The organism is Arthrobacter cheniae, assembly GCF_003602275.1.
GTDB lineage: Bacteria > Actinomycetota > Actinomycetes > Actinomycetales > Micrococcaceae > Arthrobacter_D > Arthrobacter_D cheniae.
Window position 1 is genome coordinate 75,772 of sequence record NZ_QZVT01000002.1, and the last position, 18,725, is coordinate 94,496.

Genomic DNA, 18,725 nt, shown 5'->3' on the forward strand with positions numbered 1-18,725 from the left:
AGCCCGACCAGGGTCATACGCATCATCAAGTCCGAGCACATGAATCAAAGTGCAAGCGTTGCCGGACTGGTCCCAGGCAATTCGGCCTCGGTCATGTCACAGGTGTCCTAGCTCCACCGCCATTGTTGTTCTTGCCGAGGGACCGCGCACCTGCGAACCAGCGTCACAGTATCAGCTGCAGCCCAACGGGGTAATGATGATTCACGTATGAGCGAAATAACCAGTGGAAATACTCCGGCCTATTTGTGTGCAGACACGGGACACATCGATTTATTCGAAGAACGGATTCCCGCCCGGCACTGTTCACCACTCCCCCGCCGGCCAAGAAATGACCACTATTCGGCGACCAGCCGCTGACCGACATAAGCTGCTGCTGCATATCGGCGTGGCGGCATCGACCCGATAGCAGGCTATTGCACTCAAGCGCCGGCAAGCAGATCCTCTACCGGCACACCGCTTACCGCAGGCGCGTGAGAGTGTCCCTCTCGATGCAATCAGGTGCCCGAGGGCTGACCGAAGGTGGTCGGGTCTACGGGCTGTTGGTTCTTGGGCAGTTTTTCGAGGACGAGGAGGTATGACTCGGTCACGAGGTCTTCGACGAGCGTGGCTTCTATCCGGCCGTTGGGATGGAGGGTGATCCAGTGCTTCTTGTTCATGTGGTAGCCGGGTGTGATGTCGTCGTAGGCCTCGCGGAGTAGGTGCGCGTCGCCTGGGGTCGCTTTGAGGATGACGATGGGTTCACCGGTGACCTCGGTGTGGAGCATGAATACTTTTCCACGCACCTTGTAGACGTCCCAGTCGGCACCGAAGGGGTGCGTAAGTTCGGCACCCGGGAGCTCACGCACCCGTTCGGAGGCCCTCTGTTGCAGTTCTTTTCCTTGCATGATGAGCACGGGGTTCCTCTGACTGATCAGGGTGTGACGACCACTTTACCGAGGCTGTGATCCTTTTCGGCGTCGTTGCCCCGCCGTCAACCGCAACGACCCATCGACGACAGCACTGCGGTCCCGCATGGAAGTGCAGGCGACAGGGTCGACAAGCGTAGTTGTGGAGGGTGGCCAAACTCCCTCGGTTACACATACGCGTCCGGGTCGAGCCAGGATGCCCTTTGATCGGTGAGGGTGTATCGCACTGGTGTGCCGCCCCGGCTCAGGACCCCGGCAGTACCGCACTGCGGGAATCATCGGCCATGGCGCGGTGCCGTCCGGGCAAGCCTCCGACCCCATGAACCTCATACCTGAAGAATCTGATGCACCTCTTAGAACATGAATGGGCTGCTCAGGGTTCAGGCAGAGTGGTTGGTCTTCCTAAGTGGTTGAACGCCGTTGGCAGTCATCAGCACCTGGGGGCGTCCTTCTCGGCCGACGGCAGGAATTCGTAGGTGTACGTCGAGACGGCCATGGGCGAGTCCGCACGTCCCAGCGCGTACCGAACGGTGTGCTCGTTCTTGCTGCCACGGAAGGATGCCCACTGTTTCTTTGGACTGGAAGTTTGAGCTTGTCATCGAGCAGAAGGACGTCGAGGTGCACCTGCCGGACAAGCCGCTCAGGAGGACGATTCCCTGCCGGACGCAGCCTGGTCCACCGCTCCCCCGAATCGGCGATCCCGTGAGGCATACTCCTCGATGGCCCGCCACAGGGTCCGCCGATCGACATCGGGCCACAGCGTGTTCATGAACACCATCTCGGCGTAAGCGGACTGCCACAGCATGAAGTTGGACAGCCGCTGCTCGCCAGATGTCCGGAGGAACAGGTCGACGTCGGGGAGGTCTGGTTCGTCGAGGTATCGCTGGATGGTCTTCTCGCTGACCGAGGAAGCCTTCAGCGTCCCTGCAGCTACATCCTCGGCGATCGCCCTCGCAGCGTCGGCGATCTCCGCGCGTCCACCGTAATTCACGCACATGGTCAGGGTGCACGTCGTGTTGTGCACGGTGTGCCGCTCAGCTTCCTCCAGCTCGCGGATGACCGATTGCCACAGCTTCGGACGGCGCCCGGACCACCGGATACGGACACCCCACTGGTCGAGCTGGTCCCGCTGTCGTCGCAGCACGTCCTTGTTGAAGCCCATCAGGAAGCGCACCTCATCGGGTGAGCGCTTCCAGTTCTCGGTGCTGAACGCGTAGACCGATACATGCTTGACGCCGATCTCGATCGCGCCGGCCATGACGTCGAGCAAGGCCGCCTCACCGGCCTTATGGCCTTCGGTGCGGGGCAATCCGCGCTCGTTGGCCCATCGGCCGTTGCCGTCCATGACGATTGCCACGTGCTCCGGCACGAACTGACGCGGGATGGACGGAACCTGCTCCCCGCTGGGGTGCGGCCAGGGCGCCACGGGACGCGAGGAGTTCCTCATACACGCTCCACATATTTGAGGGAGGGGACCCCGCGTTCGAGGTGCCACTGAACGTAGGCGCCGACGAGTCCGGCGGCTTCGCGGCGGGCTCCGGCATCCGAGGCATCGGCGATGGTCCAGTCACCTGTGAGGAGCGCCCCGAGCAATTCCATGGCGGCGGTCGACGGCGAAGCGGATCCCGGCGGCCGGCACGTAGGGCATACTGCTCCTCCGAGCGGCGCCGAGAAGGCTGAGTGGGGGCCGGGTGCTTCGCACCGTGCGCAGTTGGTGAAGCTGGGTGCCCATCCCGCCGTCGCCAGCGCCCTCAGCAGGTAGGAGTCGAGGATCAGTTCGGAGGGATGCAGATTGCGGCTGAGGGCCGAGAAGGCCCCCGCAACGAGGGCGTACTGCGCTCCTCCGGCCTCGCCGATGTCGGTCAGCCGTTCGGCCGTCTCGGCGATCGCCGTGGCGGCCGTGTAGCAGCCGTAATCGGAGGCGATACCGTGCCCGTAAGCGCCCTTGGTCTCGGCCTGCGTGATGACATCGAGGCTGCGGCCGTGGGCGAGTTGCAGGTCCACCGACATGAAGGGCTCGAGCCGTGAGCCGAACTTGCTGCTGGTTCGGCGAACACCCTTGGCCACCGCGCGCACCTGGCCCTGGTCCCGTGTCAGCAGGACGATGATGCGGTCCGCCTCACCGAGCTTGTACGTACGCAGCACCACACCGATGGTGCGGTAGGTACGGGATGCTATCGAGGAGGGCACTCCAATATTCTCCCACCTGCCACCCCCGCGGCAGCCGATCGGCGCGGGGACGGCAGGAGGACGGGTGACGCCCGGGCTACCGCCGAGGACCGCCAGGTGAGAACCGATCCGATCAGGCGGCGTCGCGGATGGCCCGGTTGACGGCCGAGACAACGGCTTTGAGGGCCGCCATGGTCGTATTCGCGTCGATGCCGACACCCCACAGCACGCGCTCCCCCACCGCACATTCCACATATGCCGCGGCGCGCGCGTTGCCACCCGAGGACAGGGCGTGCTCGGTGTAGTCGAGGACACGGACGTCCACGCCGTCCTGGCTGAGGATGGTCAACAGGGCGTCGATGGGACCGTTGCCCTGGGAACTCTTCCGCTGCTGCACGCCGTCGACGAGGAGCGTCGCGACGAGCTTGAACGAGCCGTCCTCGGCCGTGTCCGTGTTGACCGAGGTCAGCTCGTAGTGGCCCCAGGCCTCCGATCCGCCGTCGGCGCGCGTCGGCAGGTACTCGTCCTGGAAGACGGACCACAACTGGGCGCCGCTGACCTCGCCGCCCTGCGTCTCGGTGCGGCGCTGTATGACGCCGGAGAATTCGATCTGCGCCCGGCGCGGCAGGTCGAGGCTGTGCTCGTGCTTGAGCAGGTAGGCCACGCCTCCCTTGCCGGACTGGGAGTTCACGCGGATGACGGCCTCGTAGGAACGTCCGATGTCCTTGGGGTCGATCGGCAGGTACGGGACGGCCCACGGCAGATCGTCGACGCCGACGCCCGCCTCGGCGGCGTCGCGCTCCATGCTCTCGAACCCCTTCTTGATGGCGTCCTGGTGCGATCCGGAGAATGCCGTGAAGACGAGGTCCCCGCCGTAGGGCGAACGCTCGGGGACGCTGAGCTGGTTGCAGTACTCCGCCGTGCGGCGGATGGAGTCCATGTCGGAGAAGTCGATCTGCGGATCGATTCCCTGACTGAAGAGGTTCATGCCGAGCGTCACCAGGTCGACGTTTCCGGTCCGCTCGCCGTTGCCGAAAAGGCAGCCCTCGATGCGGTCTGCGCCCGCCAGGTACCCGAGCTCCGCTGCGGCCACGCCCGTACCCCGGTCATTGTGCGGGTGCAGCGACAGGATGATGCTGTCCCGATCCGCGAGGTTGCGGCTCATCCACTCGATCGAATCGGCATAGATGTTCGGCGTCGCCATCTCGACCGTGGCGGGTAGGTTCAGGATCATCTGCCGGTCCGCGGAAGCCTCGAAGACGGCGGACACCTCGTTGCTGATCCGTGCCGCGAAATCGAGTTCCGTACCCGTGAAGGATTCCGGTGAGTACTCGTAGGTGATCAGCGTGTCGCCCATGTTCTCCTCGAACTTGCGGCACATGCGGGCACCCTGCACGGCGATGTCGATGATGCCGTCGCGGTCCTGGTTGAAGACCACCCGGCGCTGCAGGACGGACGTCGAATTGTAGAGGTGCACGATCGCCCGGTCCGCCCCCTCGAGGGACGCGTAGGTCCGCTCGATGAGGTGCTCCCGTGACTGGGTCAGCACCTGGATGGTGACGTCGTCGGGGATGCGATCACCCTCGATGAGCTGGCGGACGAAATCGAAATCGGTCTGCGAGGCCGACGGGAATCCGACCTCGATCTCCTTGTAGCCCATGCGCACGAGGAGATCGAACATCTTGTGCTTGCGTTCGGGGTTCATCGGGTCGATCAGGGCCTGGTTCCCGTCGCGGAGGTCGACGGCGCACCAGCGCGGTGCCTTCGTGATCACGCGGTCCGGCCAGGTGCGATCAGGGAGCTCGACCGTGATCTGGTCCTGGAAGGGAACGTACTTGCCGAACGGCATACCCGAGGTCTTCTGAGCGTTGTCCATGGAAATCGGCCTTGTCTGTGGGAACTGAGTGTGCTGGCGGCCGGGCATCGCGGACTCCGCGGCGAGGGGTGGCCAGTAGCTCTGAAAGTCCTAGATGGCCTCGCCGCGGCACCGAAGAAGAGTCTTGTGTGCGCGCACCTTTTCACCATAGCACGGCACATAGGATGGGTTTCGGGGCGCCCGGACGGGCGCCGTCCTGCGCCGCACCATGGAGAATCAGGAAGCGATTATGACGATCAGCACTCTCGATCCAGCCAATCTCGACGGAACGGTCCGTCCCCAGGACGATCTTTTCCGGCACGCCAACGGCGTCTGGCTGAAGGACGCCGTCATTCCCGATGACCGCCCGCTGGCAGGTTCCTTCACCGCTCTGCGTGACGCCTCCGAACTCGCTGTCCGCGCCATCATCGAGGACGCTGCATCGCTGTCCGGTGACGATGCGGCGGATGCGATCGACGCAAAACTGGGCACGCTCTACGCGGACTTCATGGACACCGACCGCATCGCGTCCGAGGGAATCTCCCCGATCATGCCGCTGCTCGAGCGCATCGCCGCAGTCGCGTCGGTCGGGGACCTGGTGGACCTCAGCGCCGGGCTGTCGCGCTCGGGGATCCAGGGCTTCCTTGCCCCCTACGTCAGCAACGACGCCGGCAACCCGGCACGCTACCTCCTGCACCTCTACCAGTCGGGCCTCGGCCTGCCGGACGAGTCCTACTACCGGGAGGACGGGTTCGCGGAGACCCGCGAGAAGTATCAGGACCTGCTCGAGCAGCTCTTCCGGCTAGCCGGTACCGATGACGCGCCAGGGGCGGCCGCGCGCGTCATGGCCCTCGAGACGCGCCTCGCCGCATCCTCGATGGGCTCGGTGGAGCGCAGGGATCCCCAGAAGACCTACAACCTGGTGAGGCACGACGACGTGGCCGGGCTCTCGACCCACCTCGTTCCGTGGCTCGCGATCGTGACCGACGCTCCGGACCAGGCGGGAGAACTCGTGGTCAATCAGCCGGACTTCGTCCGCGGACTCGATGCCGCGCTTCGCGAAGAGGAACTGGGCAGCTGGCGGGAGTGGCTCGTGAGCCGCGTACTGCTTCATGCCTCGGATTACCTCGACGACCGCTTCGTCCAGGCCACCTTTGCGTTCTACGGCACCCATCTCGCCGGAACTCCCCAGCTGAAGGACCGCTGGAAGCGCGGGGTGGCGCTGGTCGAGGGAGCGATGGGCGAGGCGATCGGCCAGCGGTACGTCGAACGGCACTTTCCGGCGACGCACAAGGCCGCGATGCTGACCCTCGTCGGAAACCTCATCTCGGCCTACGAGGCGAGCATCAGGGCTCTCACCTGGATGACCGACGAGACCCGGGTCAGGGCACTGCAGAAGTTGTCGCAGTTCACCACGAAGATCGGGTACCCGGAGGAGTGGATCGACTACGGTCTGCTCGACGTGCAGCCCTCGGATCTGTACGGCAACGTCCTTCGCGCTTCCGAGTTCGAACACAGCCGGCAGCTCGGCAAGCTGGGAGGCCCCGTCGATCGTGGTGCCTGGCTGATGACTCCGCAGACCGTCAACGCCTACTACATGCCGACGATGAACGAGATCGTGTTCCCCGCTGCGATCCTGCAACCTCCCTTCTTCGATATCGACGCCGACGACGCCGTCAACTACGGCGCCATCGGAGCCGTCATCGGTCATGAGATAGGCCACGGCTTCGATGACAAGGGCTCGCAGTTCGATGGCACCGGGATGCTTGCGAACTGGTGGAGCGAGGCCGACAGGGAGGAGTTCGACGAGCTCACGGGCCGCCTCGTCGCCCAGTACGCCGCTCTCGAACCGTCGGAAGTGCCGGGGCAGCCGGTGAACGGCGAACTGACCCTCGGCGAGAACATCGGCGACCTCGGGGGGCTCGGCATCAGCTACCGGGCGTACCTCCTCAGCCTCGGGGGCGAGGAGGCTCCCGTGATCGGTGGACTGACGGGCACCCAGCGGTTCTTCCTGTCCTGGGCCACGTGCTGGCAGCAGAAGATTCGCCCCGAGGAGGCGAAGCGACGCCTGACCGTCGATCCGCACTCCCCCAACGAGTTCCGGTGCAACCAGGTCATCCGGAACCTCGACGAGTTCCACGAGGCCTTCGGCGTCAGCGACCAGGATCGTCTGTGGCTCGACCCCGAAGAGCGCGTCCGGATCTGGTAGCCCCCGTCGCCACCCGTGCCGCGCTTTATCAGGCGGCACGGGTGGCAGGGCTTGCAGTGGACCGGCTGGTCGACTGCGATCGGTAGGGAGTCGGCCTAGAGTCCGGACGACGCCTGGCAGGTGATCTGGTCGGCGGTCTGTCCCTCGAGCGCGTCACCGAGGGGCGGCACGACCACCGCGCTGCCGGTGGCCAGGTCGGCGCCGACCTGCAGCTGCACCCCGACGACCGTCTCGTCGAACACGACCCGGGTGTCGGGGACACCGAAACGTGCCGCGAGATCTGCCGCGGCCCCGTCATAGCCCGCACCGAAGACGACCAGCGTCGCTTCCGCGGGTGCAGACGCGAAGGTGTCCGTCTGGGTGTAGCCGGCGTCGAGCAGGAGCTGCCGCACCTCCGTGGACCGCTCGGTGTTCGTCGTCGCGTTGACGACGAGCACCGGCACCGTCGCGGGATCGACGGCGGGAGCGTCCGTCGTTTCCGGTGCGGACGGTGATACTTCCGGTGCCGGCGCCGCGGCATCGGGAGACTGTTCGGTGATCCCGCGGTCCTCCCGAAGAGCATCGAACAGGGGGGCGGCGGCTTCCTCGTCGAGCACCAGGCGGTTGGGGTCCTCGACCCACGGCTCGGTCGGCACGGTCACGAAGGCCATGTTGCCGAGGTCGACGTTCTTCAGCCGGTCGGCGATCTTGAGGATCTCCGTGGGCTGCGACAGGGCATCATCGACCGTCAGGTTGCGCGTGATCACGTCGGCGATCGAGTAGAGCTTCGGCAGGTTCGTCAGGGTCCCCTCCGCACGCACTTTCCGGGCCAGGGATGCCATGAAGGACTGCTGCGCCGCGATACGCCCGATATCGCCGCCGTCGCCGAAACTGTGGCGGGTTCGCAGGAACGCCAGGGCCTGGTCCCCCTCGACCTCACTGGTTCCGGCCGGCAGCTTGAGACCGGAGAACTCATCATCGACGGGTTCCTCGACGCAGACGTCGACCCCGCCGACAGCCGAGGACAACTCGCTGACGGCATTGAACCCGGCCATCATGAAGTGGTCGATGGACAGGCCCGTGAGGTTGTTGATGGCGGCCACGGTGCAGCCCGGCCCGCCCTCGTTCAGTGCTTCGTTCAACTGTCCGAGGTCCACGGCGGCCGAGACGTTTCCGGACTCGGGGTTCACGCAGCCCGGCACGGGTACGAGCAGGTCGCGCGGGAAGGAGACGACCGTGACGTTCTGCCGGTCGGCCGAGAGCGTTGCGAGCATCATGACGTCCGAGTTGCCCTCACCGGACGAATCCTCCTCACTACCGAAGAACTCGCCGGAATTGCCCGTACGGGTATCGGATCCGAGGATGAGGATCTGGAGCGGATCGGTGCTTGAATCCACCGGAAGTGCTGTGCCCTGGTTCTCGCCGAGGTTGAGCGGCATGGTATCGACATTGGACTGGAGCCGGAGCACCTGCACGCCCACGAAGGCGACGACGGCCACGATCGCCGAAGCCATCAGGATGGCTGTCAGCTTGAGTCCGCGGAAGCGCCGTGCCCGACCCAGGTGCCTGCTGCCCGGCGCGACGCCGATGACAGCCTCAGCAGGTGTCGCCGCGAAGGGGTCGCTGGCGTTATCGGCGCCCTCGGGTGACGGTCGGCGGCTCATGCCGGTGCTCCTTCGGGTGACTGGACGGGTTGGGTGGTGCTGAAATCTTTCCCTGGGCGGGAACAGGGCCGGATCACCGTCGATCCCCCTCGCGCAGGGGGATCGACGGTGATCGGGAGGTACGCGGGAGGATCAGTCCCGTTGCAGCGACATAACGACCGGGACGTGCCGGCGGTGCCCGTCAGAACCCGAGCTTGACGAGTTGCTTGGGGTCTCGCTGCCAGTCCTTTGCGACCTTGACGTGCAGGTCGAGGTAGATCCGGGTCCCCAGCAGCGCCTCGATACCGCGGCGCGCAGTGGTTCCGATCTCCCGGAGCCGGGCGCCTCCCTTGCCGATGATGATGGCCTTCTGCGACGACCTCTCCACGTAGACATTCACGTGGACATCCAGCATCGGGTTGTCCTCGCTTCGCCCCTCCCGGGGGATCATCTCCTCGACGACGACGGCGATGGAGTGCGGCATCTCGTCGCGGACGCCCTCGAGTGCGGCTTCCCGCACCAGTTCCGCGACCATGACGGCTTCCGGCTCGTCCGTCAGCTCTCCGTCCGGGTACAGGACGGGCGATTCGGGCATGTGTCCGCTGAAGACCTCGGCGACAGTGCCCACCTGGAAGCCGTCCGCGGCCGAGACCGGAACGATGTCCGCCCAGCCATCGGGCCCGGCCACCTCCACGCCTAGTTTCGAGACGGCGAGCAGCTGCTCAGTCAGCGCCTGGCGGTCCACGAGGTCCGTTTTGGTGACGACGGCGATCAGCGGCTTCCGCTTCAGCCGCGCGAGCTGCTCGGCGATGTAACGGTCACCCGGGCCGATCTTCTCATTGGCCGGAAGGCAGAACCCGACGGCGTCGACCTCGGCGAGGGTGTCAGCCACGAGGTCGTTCAGCCGCTGCCCGAGCAGGGTGCGGGGACGGTGCAGCCCCGGTGTGTCGACGAGGACGATCTGGGAGTCCTCACGGTTGACGATTCCACGGATGGTGTGGCGCGTGGTCTGCGGCTTGGCCGACGTGATGGCGACCTTCTGGCCCACGAGGGCGTTCGTGAGGGTCGATTTACCCGCATTCGGCCGCCCGACGAGCGAGACGAATCCCGCCCTGTGCTTAGCGTCGCTCATTGTCAGCCTCTGTCGTCTCTCGTTCGTCCTGCTCGGTGTGCTCTGGTAGTAGCCGGTGCGCGATCACATGCGAGACCCTGTTGCGTCGGCCCTCCACGCGCTCGGCCCGCAGCCCTATACCGTCAATTGTGACCTCTGATCCGACGATCGGCACGCGTCCCAGGGTCTTGGCCAGCAGACCGCCGACCGTGTCGACCTCCTCGTCATCGAGATCGAGCCCGAAGAGTTCGCCGAGGTCATCGATTCCCATCCTCGCACTCACACGGAACTCGCCGTCGTCGAGCCGTTCCTGCTCCGGTACTTCGGAGTCGTACTCGTCGACGATCTCACCGACGATCTCCTCGATCAGGTCCTCGAGCGTGACGAGTCCAGCAGTCCCGCCGTACTCGTCGATGACGATCGCCACATGGGTGGACTCACGCTGCAGTTCCCGCAGGAGGTCGCCGACGGGCTTCGACTCCGGCACGTACCGGGCCGGCCTGCACTCCGAGTCGACGGGACGCGAGAGGTTCGACGCCGGCCGGCCATGCAGGTTCGCGACGACGTCCTTCAGGTACAGCAGTCCCTTGATGTCGTCCGAGCTCTCCCCGATCACCGGGATCCTCGAGTAACCCGAGCGCAGGAAGAGGGACATCGCTTGACTGAGCGTCGACCCTGATTCGATGGTCACCATGTCGGTGCGCGGCACCATGACGGAGCGGACCTTGGTGTCGCCGAGCTCGAACACGGAGTGGATGAGCTCCGCCTCGTTGTCCTCGATCATCTCTGCATCGGAAGCACGGGAGAGCAGTTCCCGGAATTCCTCCTGGGTGAAGAAGGCGGCTTCATCGCGCGCCGCTCCAGGTGTCATGGCGCTGCCGATCCGGACCAGCCAGCGCGGGATGGGCCCGAGGATGGCACGAAGGAACGCAACCAGCCCGGCTGTCAGGCGGACGACGGCGGGAGCGTGCACGCGGCCGAGTTGCCGCGGTGACACACCGACGATCACGAAACCGATCGCCGCCATGACAGCGGTGGCCAGAAGACCGGCCAGCCAGATGTTGTCCAGCAGGTCGTGGAAGAGGATCGCGACGGCGACGGCGCCGGCCATTTCGAACCACACCCGCCAGAACCGCAGGGCGTGCATGTGGGCGACGGGCGCGTTCAGGATCCGGCGTAGCGATGCAGAACGTGATGCCTGGACGAGGGTCTCGCCCTCCTGGCGCGGGAGGTAGCTGAAAGCCGCTTCTGCGGCCGTGACGAGGGCAGCCGTCAACGCGAAGAACAAGCCCATGAGCCCGAGGAGCCAGACGGTCAAGCGCGGGTCTCCTGCGGCGCATCTCCACCGAGGAAGTCCGCGAGCAGCTGGCGCTGGAGGCCGAACATCTCCTTCTCGTCCTCGGGTTCCGCATGGTCGAAACCGAGGAGGTGGAGGACGCCGTGCGTCGTCAGCAGCAGGAGCTCGTCACCCGTGCTGTGCCCTGCGGCCGCTCCCTGGGACGCGGCGACCTCCGGGCAGAGGACGATATCGCCGAGAAGCCCGGCGGGCGTCACACGGCCAGGGGTCCCCGGTCGAAGCTCGTCCATGGGGAAGGAGAGCACATCGGTGGGACCGGGCTCGTCCATCCACTCGACATGGAGCTTCTCCATCGCGGCGGTGTCCACCAGGATGATCGACAGCTCTGCCTCGGGGTGGACGAACAGTGACTCGAAGAGGAAGTTGGAGAGACGGACGAGGGCTTCGCCGTCGACGTCGTATCCCGACTCGTTGTTGACCTCGACGCTCATCGTCCGTTCACCGGTCGGCCGGAGCGCGACTGCCCCGCCCGCTGCTCCTCGTCCCATGCGCTGTAGGCGCTCACGATGTCCCCCACGAGCCGGTGGCGCACGACGTCGGAGGCGTCCAGTTCGCTGAAGTAGACGTCGTCGACGTCGTCGAGGATCTCGCGGACGACGCGCAACCCGGAGCTCGTGCCGTTGGGGAGGTCCACCTGCGTGACGTCACCCGTGACGACCATCTTCGAACCGAAGCCGAGGCGCGTGAGGAACATCTTCATCTGCTCGGGCGTCGTGTTCTGGGCCTCGTCGAGGATGATGAAGGCGTCGTTGAGCGTCCGTCCGCGCATGTAGGCCAGGGGCGCCACCTCGATGGTGCCGGCTGCCATGAGGCGCGGGATGGAGTCCGGGTCCATCATGTCGTGCAGCGCGTCGTACAGCGGTCGGAGGTACGGGTCGATCTTGTCGTTGAGCGTTCCCGGCAGGAATCCGAGCCGCTCCCCCGCCTCGACGGCGGGCCTCGTGAGGATGATCCTGTTGACCTCCTTCTGCTGCAATGCCTGCACTGCCTTGGCCATGGCGAGGTAGGTCTTGCCGGTACCCGCGGGGCCGATGCCGAACACGATCGTGTTGCGGTCTATCGCATCCACGTAGGTGCTCTGGTTGAGGGTCTTCGGGCGGATAGTCTTGCCGCGGGACGACAGGATGTTGACGGACAATACCTCGGAGGGCCTGGCCGCGCTCTGCGTCTTGAGCATCATGACCAGCTGCTCGAGCACCTGGGGGGAGACGGTTGCGTTGTTGCTGGCCATGGTGCGGATCTCGCCGACGAGGCGCTCCGTACGCAGGACGTCCGCGGACGGTCCCGTGATGGTGAGCTCGTTCCCTCTGGCCTGGAGGCCGACGCCGGGAAAGGAATCCTCGATCAGGCGGAGGGCCTCGTCATTGGACCCGAGCGCCTGCACCATCTGCTCGGTCGAGTCGAAGATGAAAATCCTTGAGTCCAGCCCTGCTGCGTTGATGCCTGTTGAAGATTCGCTCATAGCTCGGCCGTCCGGCCTTCGATCGCCCCTCGTTCGAGTAGTCGTCCTGATGTGGTGTCGGGTCCGCCCGCCGGCGTGGCCGTTCTTCTCGAGCAGGCCGCACCAGCAGTGGCAGAAGCCTCAATGTTACGGCATACCGTTTATGCCAACAGGAGCGGATCCGTCTTGATTCCCTGGCCGCAGGCGTCCGACGGGTGTGTCCAGTCGTCCTGAGCTTTCGTCGCAATTCCGCAACGGCTTCGTATCGATCAGGTTTCAGTCAGGCGGAGGACTCTTTTCCATGCGGACCGACCCCCGGCGCTGTGCCAAGCTGAAACAGGTCCGGCGAAGTCACGCCGTCCATCGGACGGTGCCGGTCCCTATGAGGTCGGTGAGGCCGCCGACCTCCGATGACCTGAATTCAAGCACCTCACTGGAACCGCGCCTGCATGCGCCTGACGAAAGGGGTCGAGCATGAGCCAGCACGACCCCCTCCGGAAGAACAGGTTGGGACTGCGCGGGATACTCCTGGTGTCCGGCGGCGTACTCGTGGCAAGCAGCATCTTCTTCCTGCCCGACACCGGCCTGCTCCCGGGCAGCGCTTCGACGACGGACCTCGCGCAACCATCGCTGACGGCCGCGTCCAGCGAGGGGACCGAGGGATCCTCCGACGCTGCCGTCCGGAAGCAGGGGGCCGCTGCCGGTCCCGCCGACGCGACCCAGCCGCTGCTGCCCGTCTACTGGCTCGGCGAGGTCGAAGGAACGGACCGTCTCTTCCGCGAATACCTCGTCTCTCCCGCGGGTGCGACGGGCGATCCCATCTCCGAGGCCGTGCAGGTGATGACCGAGGGGCAGCCCCTGGACCCGGACTACCACTCGCCGTGGCGCCCGGCCTCGAGCGTGAGCTCCTCCATCTCGACCAAGAACGTGATCACCCTGGACATCTCCTCCGACTCGGTCTCGAAGCGACTCGACGAGGACGAAGCGCGGATCGCCCTGCAGCAGCTGGTGCACACCGCTACGGCGGCCGCCGCCCACGGCGGCCTCATCGCGGGAGGCGAAGCGAGCTCGGTCGTCGTCCTCGTCGACGGGGCAGCGAACCACCGGGCTTTCGGTGCCGTCGATCTCGGCGGGGAATGGACACGGGACCCGTCGGCGCTCGCGCCCGTGTGGGTGATAGACCCCCAGGAGGGGGTCGAGCACGCCGCCGAGAGCCTGACCATCCACGGCGTCGGCCCCGCTTCGGATGATTCGCTCGCCTGGCGCATCGACCGGAGCGTGGACGGCTCGGCCGCCGGAGACACCAACCTCTTCCGGGACGGATCCGTGGACATCTCGTCGCAGGACGGTGTGCCGGGCGCCTACTCCTTCTCGGTGACACTCCCCCCGGGTCAGTACGAGATCACCGTTTCAACGCCGTCCGGCAGCGGCACCGCCCAGGACTCGAAGACCATCACCATCCGCTAGCGGCCGCGGTGCTACCAGCGTTCCAGCAGGTGGTTCAGCAGGACGAGGGCCGCCGGACCGGCCGAGGACGATCGCAGAACGTGCGGCCCCAGGCGGGCTGACTCGGCACCGACCGCGCGCAGCTTCTCCAGCTCCGCGTCGCTGATGCCGCCCTCGGGTCCGACGACGACGGCGGTCGACGACGCGGCGGCAAGGCCACCGGTGGCACGGAGAGCGTCGACCCGGTCTGCGAGCGAGGCATCGGCATCCTCGTGGAGGACGACGACGCGATCGACGGACGCAGCCCATGCAGCCAACCTGGTGGTATCCATCACGGGGTGCACCCCGGGCACGAACGAGCGGCGCGACTGCTTGGACGCGGCAGCCACGAGCGATACCCACTTTTGCCGGCCCTTCTCCGCCTTGTCCCCACGCCACCGAACGATGCACCGCTCGGCGTGCCACGGGACGACGGCGTCGACGCCGAGCTCGGTGGCCGCCTCGACGGCCTGCTCGTCGCGGCCGCCCTTGGCCAGGGCCTGCACGAGCACGAGGCGGTGCAGCGGGGCCGGGTCCTGGCCCGCGGTGTCGATCATCAGCTCGATCGTTCCCGTACCGACGGCGGTGATGATCCCGCCGAGCCTGTAACCGGCGCCGTCGGAGACGTCGACCGGCTCTCCCACGGAGAGCCGGCGCACGGTCGCCGCGTGGCGTCCCTCGTCACCGCCAAGAACGAAGACACCGCCCGGACGCGCCACACGGACGTCCTTGTCCGGTCCGAAGAACAGGGGACGCGTCATCGTCAGCGGTTCCCGAGTCGCTCCCGCAGGCGCGCGAAGACGCCGGACCCGCTGCTGGCCAGCTGGCCGTCCGTGTATTCCTCGCCGCGGAGCTCGGCAAGCTTGCGCAGGAGCTCCTCCTGCTGGTGATCGACGTTGCGCGGCGTCTCCACGTTCAGGTGGATGCGGAGGTCTCCCCTGCCCTGGTTGCGGAGGTGCGTGACACCGAGACCTCGGAGCGTCAGGATCTCGCCGGACTGCGTCCCCGGCTTGATGGTCAGTTCCTGATCGCCGTCGTACGTGTCGAGGCGCACGGAGGTGCCGAGTGCAGCGGCAGTCATCGGGACGCTCAGCGTGACGTGCAGGTCGTCGCCATCGCGCAGGAAGGTGGAGTCGGTGTTGACGCGGATCTCGATGTAGAGGTCACCCTGCGGCCCTCCTGCTATGCCGGCTTCGCCCTGGCCGCCCAACTGGATGCGGGTACCGGTACTGACACCGGCGGGGACCTTGATCGTGAGGGTGCGGCGCGCGCGGATTCGACCCTCGCCACTGCACTCATGGCAGGGGCTCGGGATCACGGTGCCGTAGCCCTGGCAGGTGCCACAGGGAGCGCTGGTCATGACCTGACCGAGGATGGAGCGCACGGCGCGCTGCACCTGGCCGGAGCCACCGCAGATGTCACACGTGCGCGGCGACGTGCCGGGCTGGCAGCAGGATCCGTCACATGTGGGACACACTTCGGCGGTGTCGACCTCGATCTTCTTGTTGGTGCCGAAAACGGCGTCCTTGAGATCGATCCGGACGTTGATGAGCGCGTCCTGGCCGCGGCGCGTCCGGGATGGGGCCCCGCCCTGCTGCCCGCTGCCGCCGAAGAACGTCTCGAAGATGTCCTGGAAGGCGAAGCCCGAGCCCGAGTAGCCGGAACCGTATCCCGTGTCCGTCCCGTTCTCGTTGCCCGTGGTGTCGTAGACCCGGCGCTTCTGCGGGTCGGACAGCACCTCGTAGGCACGCGTGACGAGCTTGAACTCCTCGGCTGCGTCGTCTCCGGAGTTCACGTCCGGGTGGAGCTTGCGGGCGAGCTTGCGGTACGCCTTCTTGATTTCCTCCCCGGTCGCGCCCTGCGCCACACCGAGGACCTCATAGTGATTACTCACTCCTGCACATCACTTCCTGTTGGAAACTTCTGTCGTCTGCTCGCCGGCGAAACCGGCGGAGATGCGGGGACGCCGCTACTCCTCGAGGATCCTCGAGAGATAGCGGGCGACGGCGCGCACGGCGGCCATCGTCGTCGGGTAGTCCATCCGGGTGGGACCGAGGATGCCGAGCTTCGCACCGGCGTCCGGTCCGTAACCCGTCGCCACCACGGAAGCCCCGGACAGGCCACCGTAGGGATTCTCGCTTCCGATCCTGACCGAGATACCACGGGCGTCGTACTCCATCTCGGAGAGGAGCCGAAGCATGACGACCTGCTCCTCCAGTGCCTCGAGGATCGGACCGATACTGAGCGGGAAATCACCGGTGGACCGCGCGAGGTTGGCTGTTCCCGCCAACAGGATACGGTCCTCGCGGCCCAGGCCGGCAAGCTGCTCCAGCGCCTTGACGATCGTACCCCCGTGGGCCCTGAGGGCGGGGGGAAGCTGGGACAGTGCAACGCCGAGCTCGCCGGGGAGCGCCGAGAGCTTCACCCCGGACACGGCGGAGAGTATCCGCTGCTTGATCTCCGCGAGGTCGCCCTCCTGGATGTCGGGATGCGTGCGCACGATGCGCTGCTGCACCGTGCCGTTCGTGGCGATCAGCACGATCAGGATCTGCTGCGGTGCCAACAGGACGAACTCGATATGCCGCACCGAGGCACCTCCCGAGCGGGGGAACTGGACGACCGCGACCTGGTTGGTGAGCTGCGCGAGCAGCCGAACGGTCCTGTCCATGACGTCATCGACGTCCTCCGCCCCCTCGAGCAGGGTCTGGATGGCCTTCTTCTCCGGCGCCGAGAGAGGCTTCACCTCGGAGATGCGGTCAACGAACAACCGGTAGCCCTTGTCCGTGGGGATGCGGCCTGAGCTCGTATGCGGAGCGGCGATCAGGCCCTCCTCCTCGAGGACGGCCATGTCATTGCGGATCGTCGCCGAGGAGACCCCGAGGTGGTGACGGTCCACGAGGGCCTTGGAGCCGACGGGCTCCCGGGAATGGACGTAGTCCTCGACGATGGCCCGGAGTACCTCCAGGCGTCGCGGTTCACTCACTCCTCAAGTCACCTCCGGGTTTGTTCCTACCTCACGATCAGGCTGTCCGGGTGGTTCCGAGCAGTTAGCACTCGACACACCCAAGTGCCAAGTCTAGTACGTCCCCACCGATTGTTAGCATTGGCAACCCGGGCCGCGGCAGACCGTCGGAGCCCCTGTTGGAAGGACGCGCTCGGGATGGACTACGGGTGGGGAGCACAGGACATCTCGGCTCCGAAGCGGGTCGACCTGCCCGATGTGCCTGTCGAGAAGGACATGGTCCTCGAGGATGTCCAGAGTGGCTTCGTCGGCGCGGTCGTTCGGGTCGAGAAGTCCGGGGGCCTGCACGTCATGGTGCTTGAGGACCGGCGGGGCAAGCAACGCAGCTTCCGGCTCGGCTACGGCTTCCTCCTCGACGGCAGGCCGATCCACGTCGTCGCCCCCGTCCTGGTGCCCGTTGCCGCCCCGACGCGAACGGCGTCCGGCAGTGTCCGGGTGGAAGGAGCCCGCGCGAGGACTGCCCGGGCGAGCAGGATCTGGGTCGAGGGCCAGCACGACGCCGAACTCGTGGAGAAGGTGTGGGGTGACGACCTACGGCTCGAGGGGATCGTCGTCGAACCGCTGCACGGCGTCGACGACCTCGAAGGGGCCGTCCGCGCCTTCGCACCCGGCCCCACGAGGAGGCTCGGGATCCTCGTCGACCACCTGCTGCCCGGGACCAAGGAGACGCGCATCGCGCAGAAGGCCATGACCGTGCCGGGTGCGCGGAATCATGTCCTCATCGTCGGACATCCCTACGTGGACGTGTGGCAAGCAGTGAAGCCGGGCGCCCTCGGCCTCGACGCCTGGCCCGTCGTGCCGCGCAACCAGGATTGGAAGACGGGTATCCTGGCCGGGCTCGGCTGGCCCCACCACAACCAGGCCGCCGTCGCGCACGGGTGGAAGCGCATCCTCTCGAGCGTGAGCACCTACGCGGATCTCGAGCCGTCCCTGCTCGGTCGCGTCGAAGAAGTCATCGATTTCCTGACTGCGCCGCCTGGCGCAGCCTGAGGCTTTGCAGTCGAGCCACCACGTATCCTTGAAGCACAGTCACGGCGGAGGAGTTCCGCCAGCCAGCAAAGGAATACCGTTGTCCAATACCGCCGACCACCAGCACCACGGACGGGGCGAGTCCCGACCCGCGTTCGAGGGCACGCCGGCCAACGCCCTCCCCCTCACGGCGTCCGAGGATCGCCAGTTCGCCACCCTGGCGCACTTCGGCGGGATCCTGGGCTTCATCCCGTCCCTGCTGATCTTCCTCATCTTCAAGGACCGCGGCCCGTTCACGGCGCAGGAGTCGAAGGAAGCGCTGAACTTCACGCTCCCGCCGACGATCCTCGCCCTCGTAGCCTGGTTGCTCTCACTCGTACCGGAGATCGGCGGCATCTTCGCCGTCCTCAATGCGCTGATCTGGGTCACGATCACGATCCTCTCGGTGAACGCAGGGATCCAGGTCAATCGCGGGCGGCCCTACCGCTACGCCCTGAATCTGCGCCTGATCCGCTAGGGGGCGTCAGGCCGAAGCCCGTTCGGTAGAACCAGTGAGAGCGGAGCGCTCTCCTATCCCTGC

16 protein-coding genes are annotated in these 18,725 nt (G+C 66.2%); 4 read left to right on the forward strand and 12 right to left on the reverse strand.

From position 1 onward, the window contains the following. Positions 1 to 494 precede the first annotated feature (494 nt). From D6T63_RS03615 to leuA, 4 genes are all read right to left on the reverse strand, one after another. The gene (locus D6T63_RS03615) at positions 495 to 884 is read right to left on the reverse strand and encodes an MmcQ/YjbR family DNA-binding protein (RefSeq protein WP_120148031.1); all 390 of its coding nucleotides are present in this window, start codon (positions 882 to 884) and stop codon (positions 495 to 497) included. Positions 885 to 1,545: 661 nt separating this feature from the next. After that, on the reverse strand, positions 1,546 to 2,352 hold the full coding sequence (locus D6T63_RS03620; protein ID WP_120147682.1) for an isoprenyl transferase: 807 nt from the start codon (positions 2,350 to 2,352) through the stop codon (positions 1,546 to 1,548). After that, the gene (recO, locus tag D6T63_RS03625) at positions 2,349 to 3,095 is read right to left on the reverse strand and encodes a DNA repair protein RecO (RefSeq protein ID WP_182976891.1); all 747 of its coding nucleotides are present in this window, start codon (positions 3,093 to 3,095) and stop codon (positions 2,349 to 2,351) included. The genes D6T63_RS03620 and recO overlap by 4 nt, the downstream gene beginning before the upstream one ends. Before the next feature lie 112 nt (positions 3,096 to 3,207). Next, a complete protein-coding gene (gene leuA / locus D6T63_RS03630; protein WP_120147684.1) occupies positions 3,208 to 4,950 on the reverse strand; it encodes a 2-isopropylmalate synthase in 1,743 nt (580 codons plus the stop codon). Positions 4,951 to 5,179: 229 nt separating this feature from the next. On the opposite strand from leuA, the gene D6T63_RS03635 reads away from it, so the two are divergent. Then, positions 5,180 to 7,138, forward strand: coding sequence for a M13 family metallopeptidase (locus tag D6T63_RS03635; protein WP_120147685.1), 1,959 nt, complete (start codon positions 5,180 to 5,182; stop codon positions 7,136 to 7,138). Positions 7,139 to 7,233: 95 nt separating this feature from the next. On the opposite strand, the gene D6T63_RS03640 is transcribed toward D6T63_RS03635, so the two are convergent. The 5 genes from D6T63_RS03640 to D6T63_RS03660 all read right to left on the reverse strand — a co-directional run bounded on the left by D6T63_RS03640 (position 7,234) and on the right by D6T63_RS03660 (position 12,690). After that, the gene (locus D6T63_RS03640; RefSeq protein ID WP_120147686.1) at positions 7,234 to 8,781 is read right to left on the reverse strand and encodes an LCP family protein; all 1,548 of its coding nucleotides are present in this window, start codon (positions 8,779 to 8,781) and stop codon (positions 7,234 to 7,236) included. Positions 8,782 to 8,962: 181 nt separating this feature from the next. Further along, positions 8,963 to 9,892, reverse strand: a complete 930-nt coding sequence (gene era / locus D6T63_RS03645; protein ID WP_120147687.1) for a GTPase Era — start codon at positions 9,890 to 9,892, stop codon at positions 8,963 to 8,965. Beyond that, entirely contained in the window at positions 9,879 to 11,189 is a 1,311-nt protein-coding gene (locus tag D6T63_RS03650) for a hemolysin family protein (protein WP_407923700.1), read from the reverse strand. Before D6T63_RS03650 ends, era begins: the two co-directional genes overlap by 14 nt. Then, positions 11,186 to 11,659, reverse strand: coding sequence for an rRNA maturation RNase YbeY (ybeY, locus tag D6T63_RS03655; protein ID WP_120147688.1), 474 nt, complete (start codon positions 11,657 to 11,659; stop codon positions 11,186 to 11,188). The genes D6T63_RS03650 and ybeY overlap by 4 nt, the downstream gene beginning before the upstream one ends. Continuing rightward, positions 11,656 to 12,690, reverse strand: coding sequence for a PhoH family protein (locus D6T63_RS03660; protein WP_120147689.1), 1,035 nt, complete (start codon positions 12,688 to 12,690; stop codon positions 11,656 to 11,658). Before D6T63_RS03660 ends, ybeY begins: the two co-directional genes overlap by 4 nt. Before the next feature lie 453 nt (positions 12,691 to 13,143). Here D6T63_RS03660 and D6T63_RS03665 point away from each other — a divergent pair, with 453 nt between their 5' ends. Next, positions 13,144 to 14,136 carry a GerMN domain-containing protein gene (locus D6T63_RS03665; RefSeq protein ID WP_120147690.1) on the forward strand — a complete coding sequence of 331 codons (993 nt, stop codon included), beginning with the start codon at positions 13,144 to 13,146 and terminating at the stop codon, positions 14,134 to 14,136. Positions 14,137 to 14,147: 11 nt separating this feature from the next. Here the strand turns inward: D6T63_RS03665 and D6T63_RS03670 are convergent, their stop codons facing one another. From D6T63_RS03670 to hrcA, 3 genes are all read right to left on the reverse strand, one after another. Further along, the gene (locus D6T63_RS03670; protein ID WP_120147691.1) at positions 14,148 to 14,915 is read right to left on the reverse strand and encodes a 16S rRNA (uracil(1498)-N(3))-methyltransferase; all 768 of its coding nucleotides are present in this window, start codon (positions 14,913 to 14,915) and stop codon (positions 14,148 to 14,150) included. Between the two features lie 2 nt (positions 14,916 to 14,917). Next, positions 14,918 to 16,048, reverse strand: a complete 1,131-nt coding sequence (dnaJ, locus tag D6T63_RS03675) for a molecular chaperone DnaJ (protein WP_120147692.1) — start codon at positions 16,046 to 16,048, stop codon at positions 14,918 to 14,920. A 75-nt stretch (positions 16,049 to 16,123) separates the two neighbouring features. After that, entirely contained in the window at positions 16,124 to 17,137 is a 1,014-nt protein-coding gene (gene hrcA / locus D6T63_RS03680) for a heat-inducible transcriptional repressor HrcA (RefSeq protein ID WP_120147693.1), read from the reverse strand. A gap of 177 nt (positions 17,138 to 17,314) precedes the next feature. Here hrcA and D6T63_RS03685 point away from each other — a divergent pair, with 177 nt between their 5' ends. Beyond that, a complete protein-coding gene (locus tag D6T63_RS03685) occupies positions 17,315 to 18,166 on the forward strand; it encodes a DUF3097 family protein (protein WP_120147694.1) in 852 nt (283 codons plus the stop codon). Between the two features lie 79 nt (positions 18,167 to 18,245). Continuing rightward, positions 18,246 to 18,662: a DUF4870 domain-containing protein gene (locus D6T63_RS03690; RefSeq protein WP_120147695.1), complete on the forward strand. Its 417-nt coding sequence runs from the start codon at positions 18,246 to 18,248 to the stop codon at positions 18,660 to 18,662. Positions 18,663 to 18,725: the final 63 nt, after the last annotated feature.

What these genes read in the sequence shown, in the direction of transcription:
- D6T63_RS03615 (WP_120148031.1), bottom strand. Translation starts at nt 884, where the DNA reads ATGCAAGGAAAAGAACTGCAACAGAGGGCCTCCGAACGGGTGCGTGAG.
- D6T63_RS03620 (WP_120147682.1), bottom strand. Translation starts at nt 2,352, where the DNA reads ATGAGGAACTCCTCGCGTCCCGTGGCGCCCTGGCCGCACCCCAGCGGG.
- leuA (WP_120147684.1), bottom strand. Translation starts at nt 4,950, where the DNA reads ATGGACAACGCTCAGAAGACCTCGGGTATGCCGTTCGGCAAGTACGTT.
- D6T63_RS03635 (WP_120147685.1), top strand. Translation starts at nt 5,180, where the DNA reads ATGACGATCAGCACTCTCGATCCAGCCAATCTCGACGGAACGGTCCGT.
- D6T63_RS03640 (WP_120147686.1), bottom strand. Translation starts at nt 8,781, where the DNA reads ATGAGCCGCCGACCGTCACCCGAGGGCGCCGATAACGCCAGCGACCCC.
- era (WP_120147687.1), bottom strand. Translation starts at nt 9,892, where the DNA reads ATGAGCGACGCTAAGCACAGGGCGGGATTCGTCTCGCTCGTCGGGCGG.
- ybeY (WP_120147688.1), bottom strand. Translation starts at nt 11,659, where the DNA reads ATGAGCGTCGAGGTCAACAACGAGTCGGGATACGACGTCGACGGCGAA.
- D6T63_RS03660 (WP_120147689.1), bottom strand. Translation starts at nt 12,690, where the DNA reads ATGAGCGAATCTTCAACAGGCATCAACGCAGCAGGGCTGGACTCAAGG.
- D6T63_RS03665 (WP_120147690.1), top strand. Translation starts at nt 13,144, where the DNA reads ATGAGCCAGCACGACCCCCTCCGGAAGAACAGGTTGGGACTGCGCGGG.
- D6T63_RS03670 (WP_120147691.1), bottom strand. Translation starts at nt 14,915, where the DNA reads ATGACGCGTCCCCTGTTCTTCGGACCGGACAAGGACGTCCGTGTGGCG.
- D6T63_RS03685 (WP_120147694.1), top strand. Translation starts at nt 17,315, where the DNA reads ATGGACTACGGGTGGGGAGCACAGGACATCTCGGCTCCGAAGCGGGTC.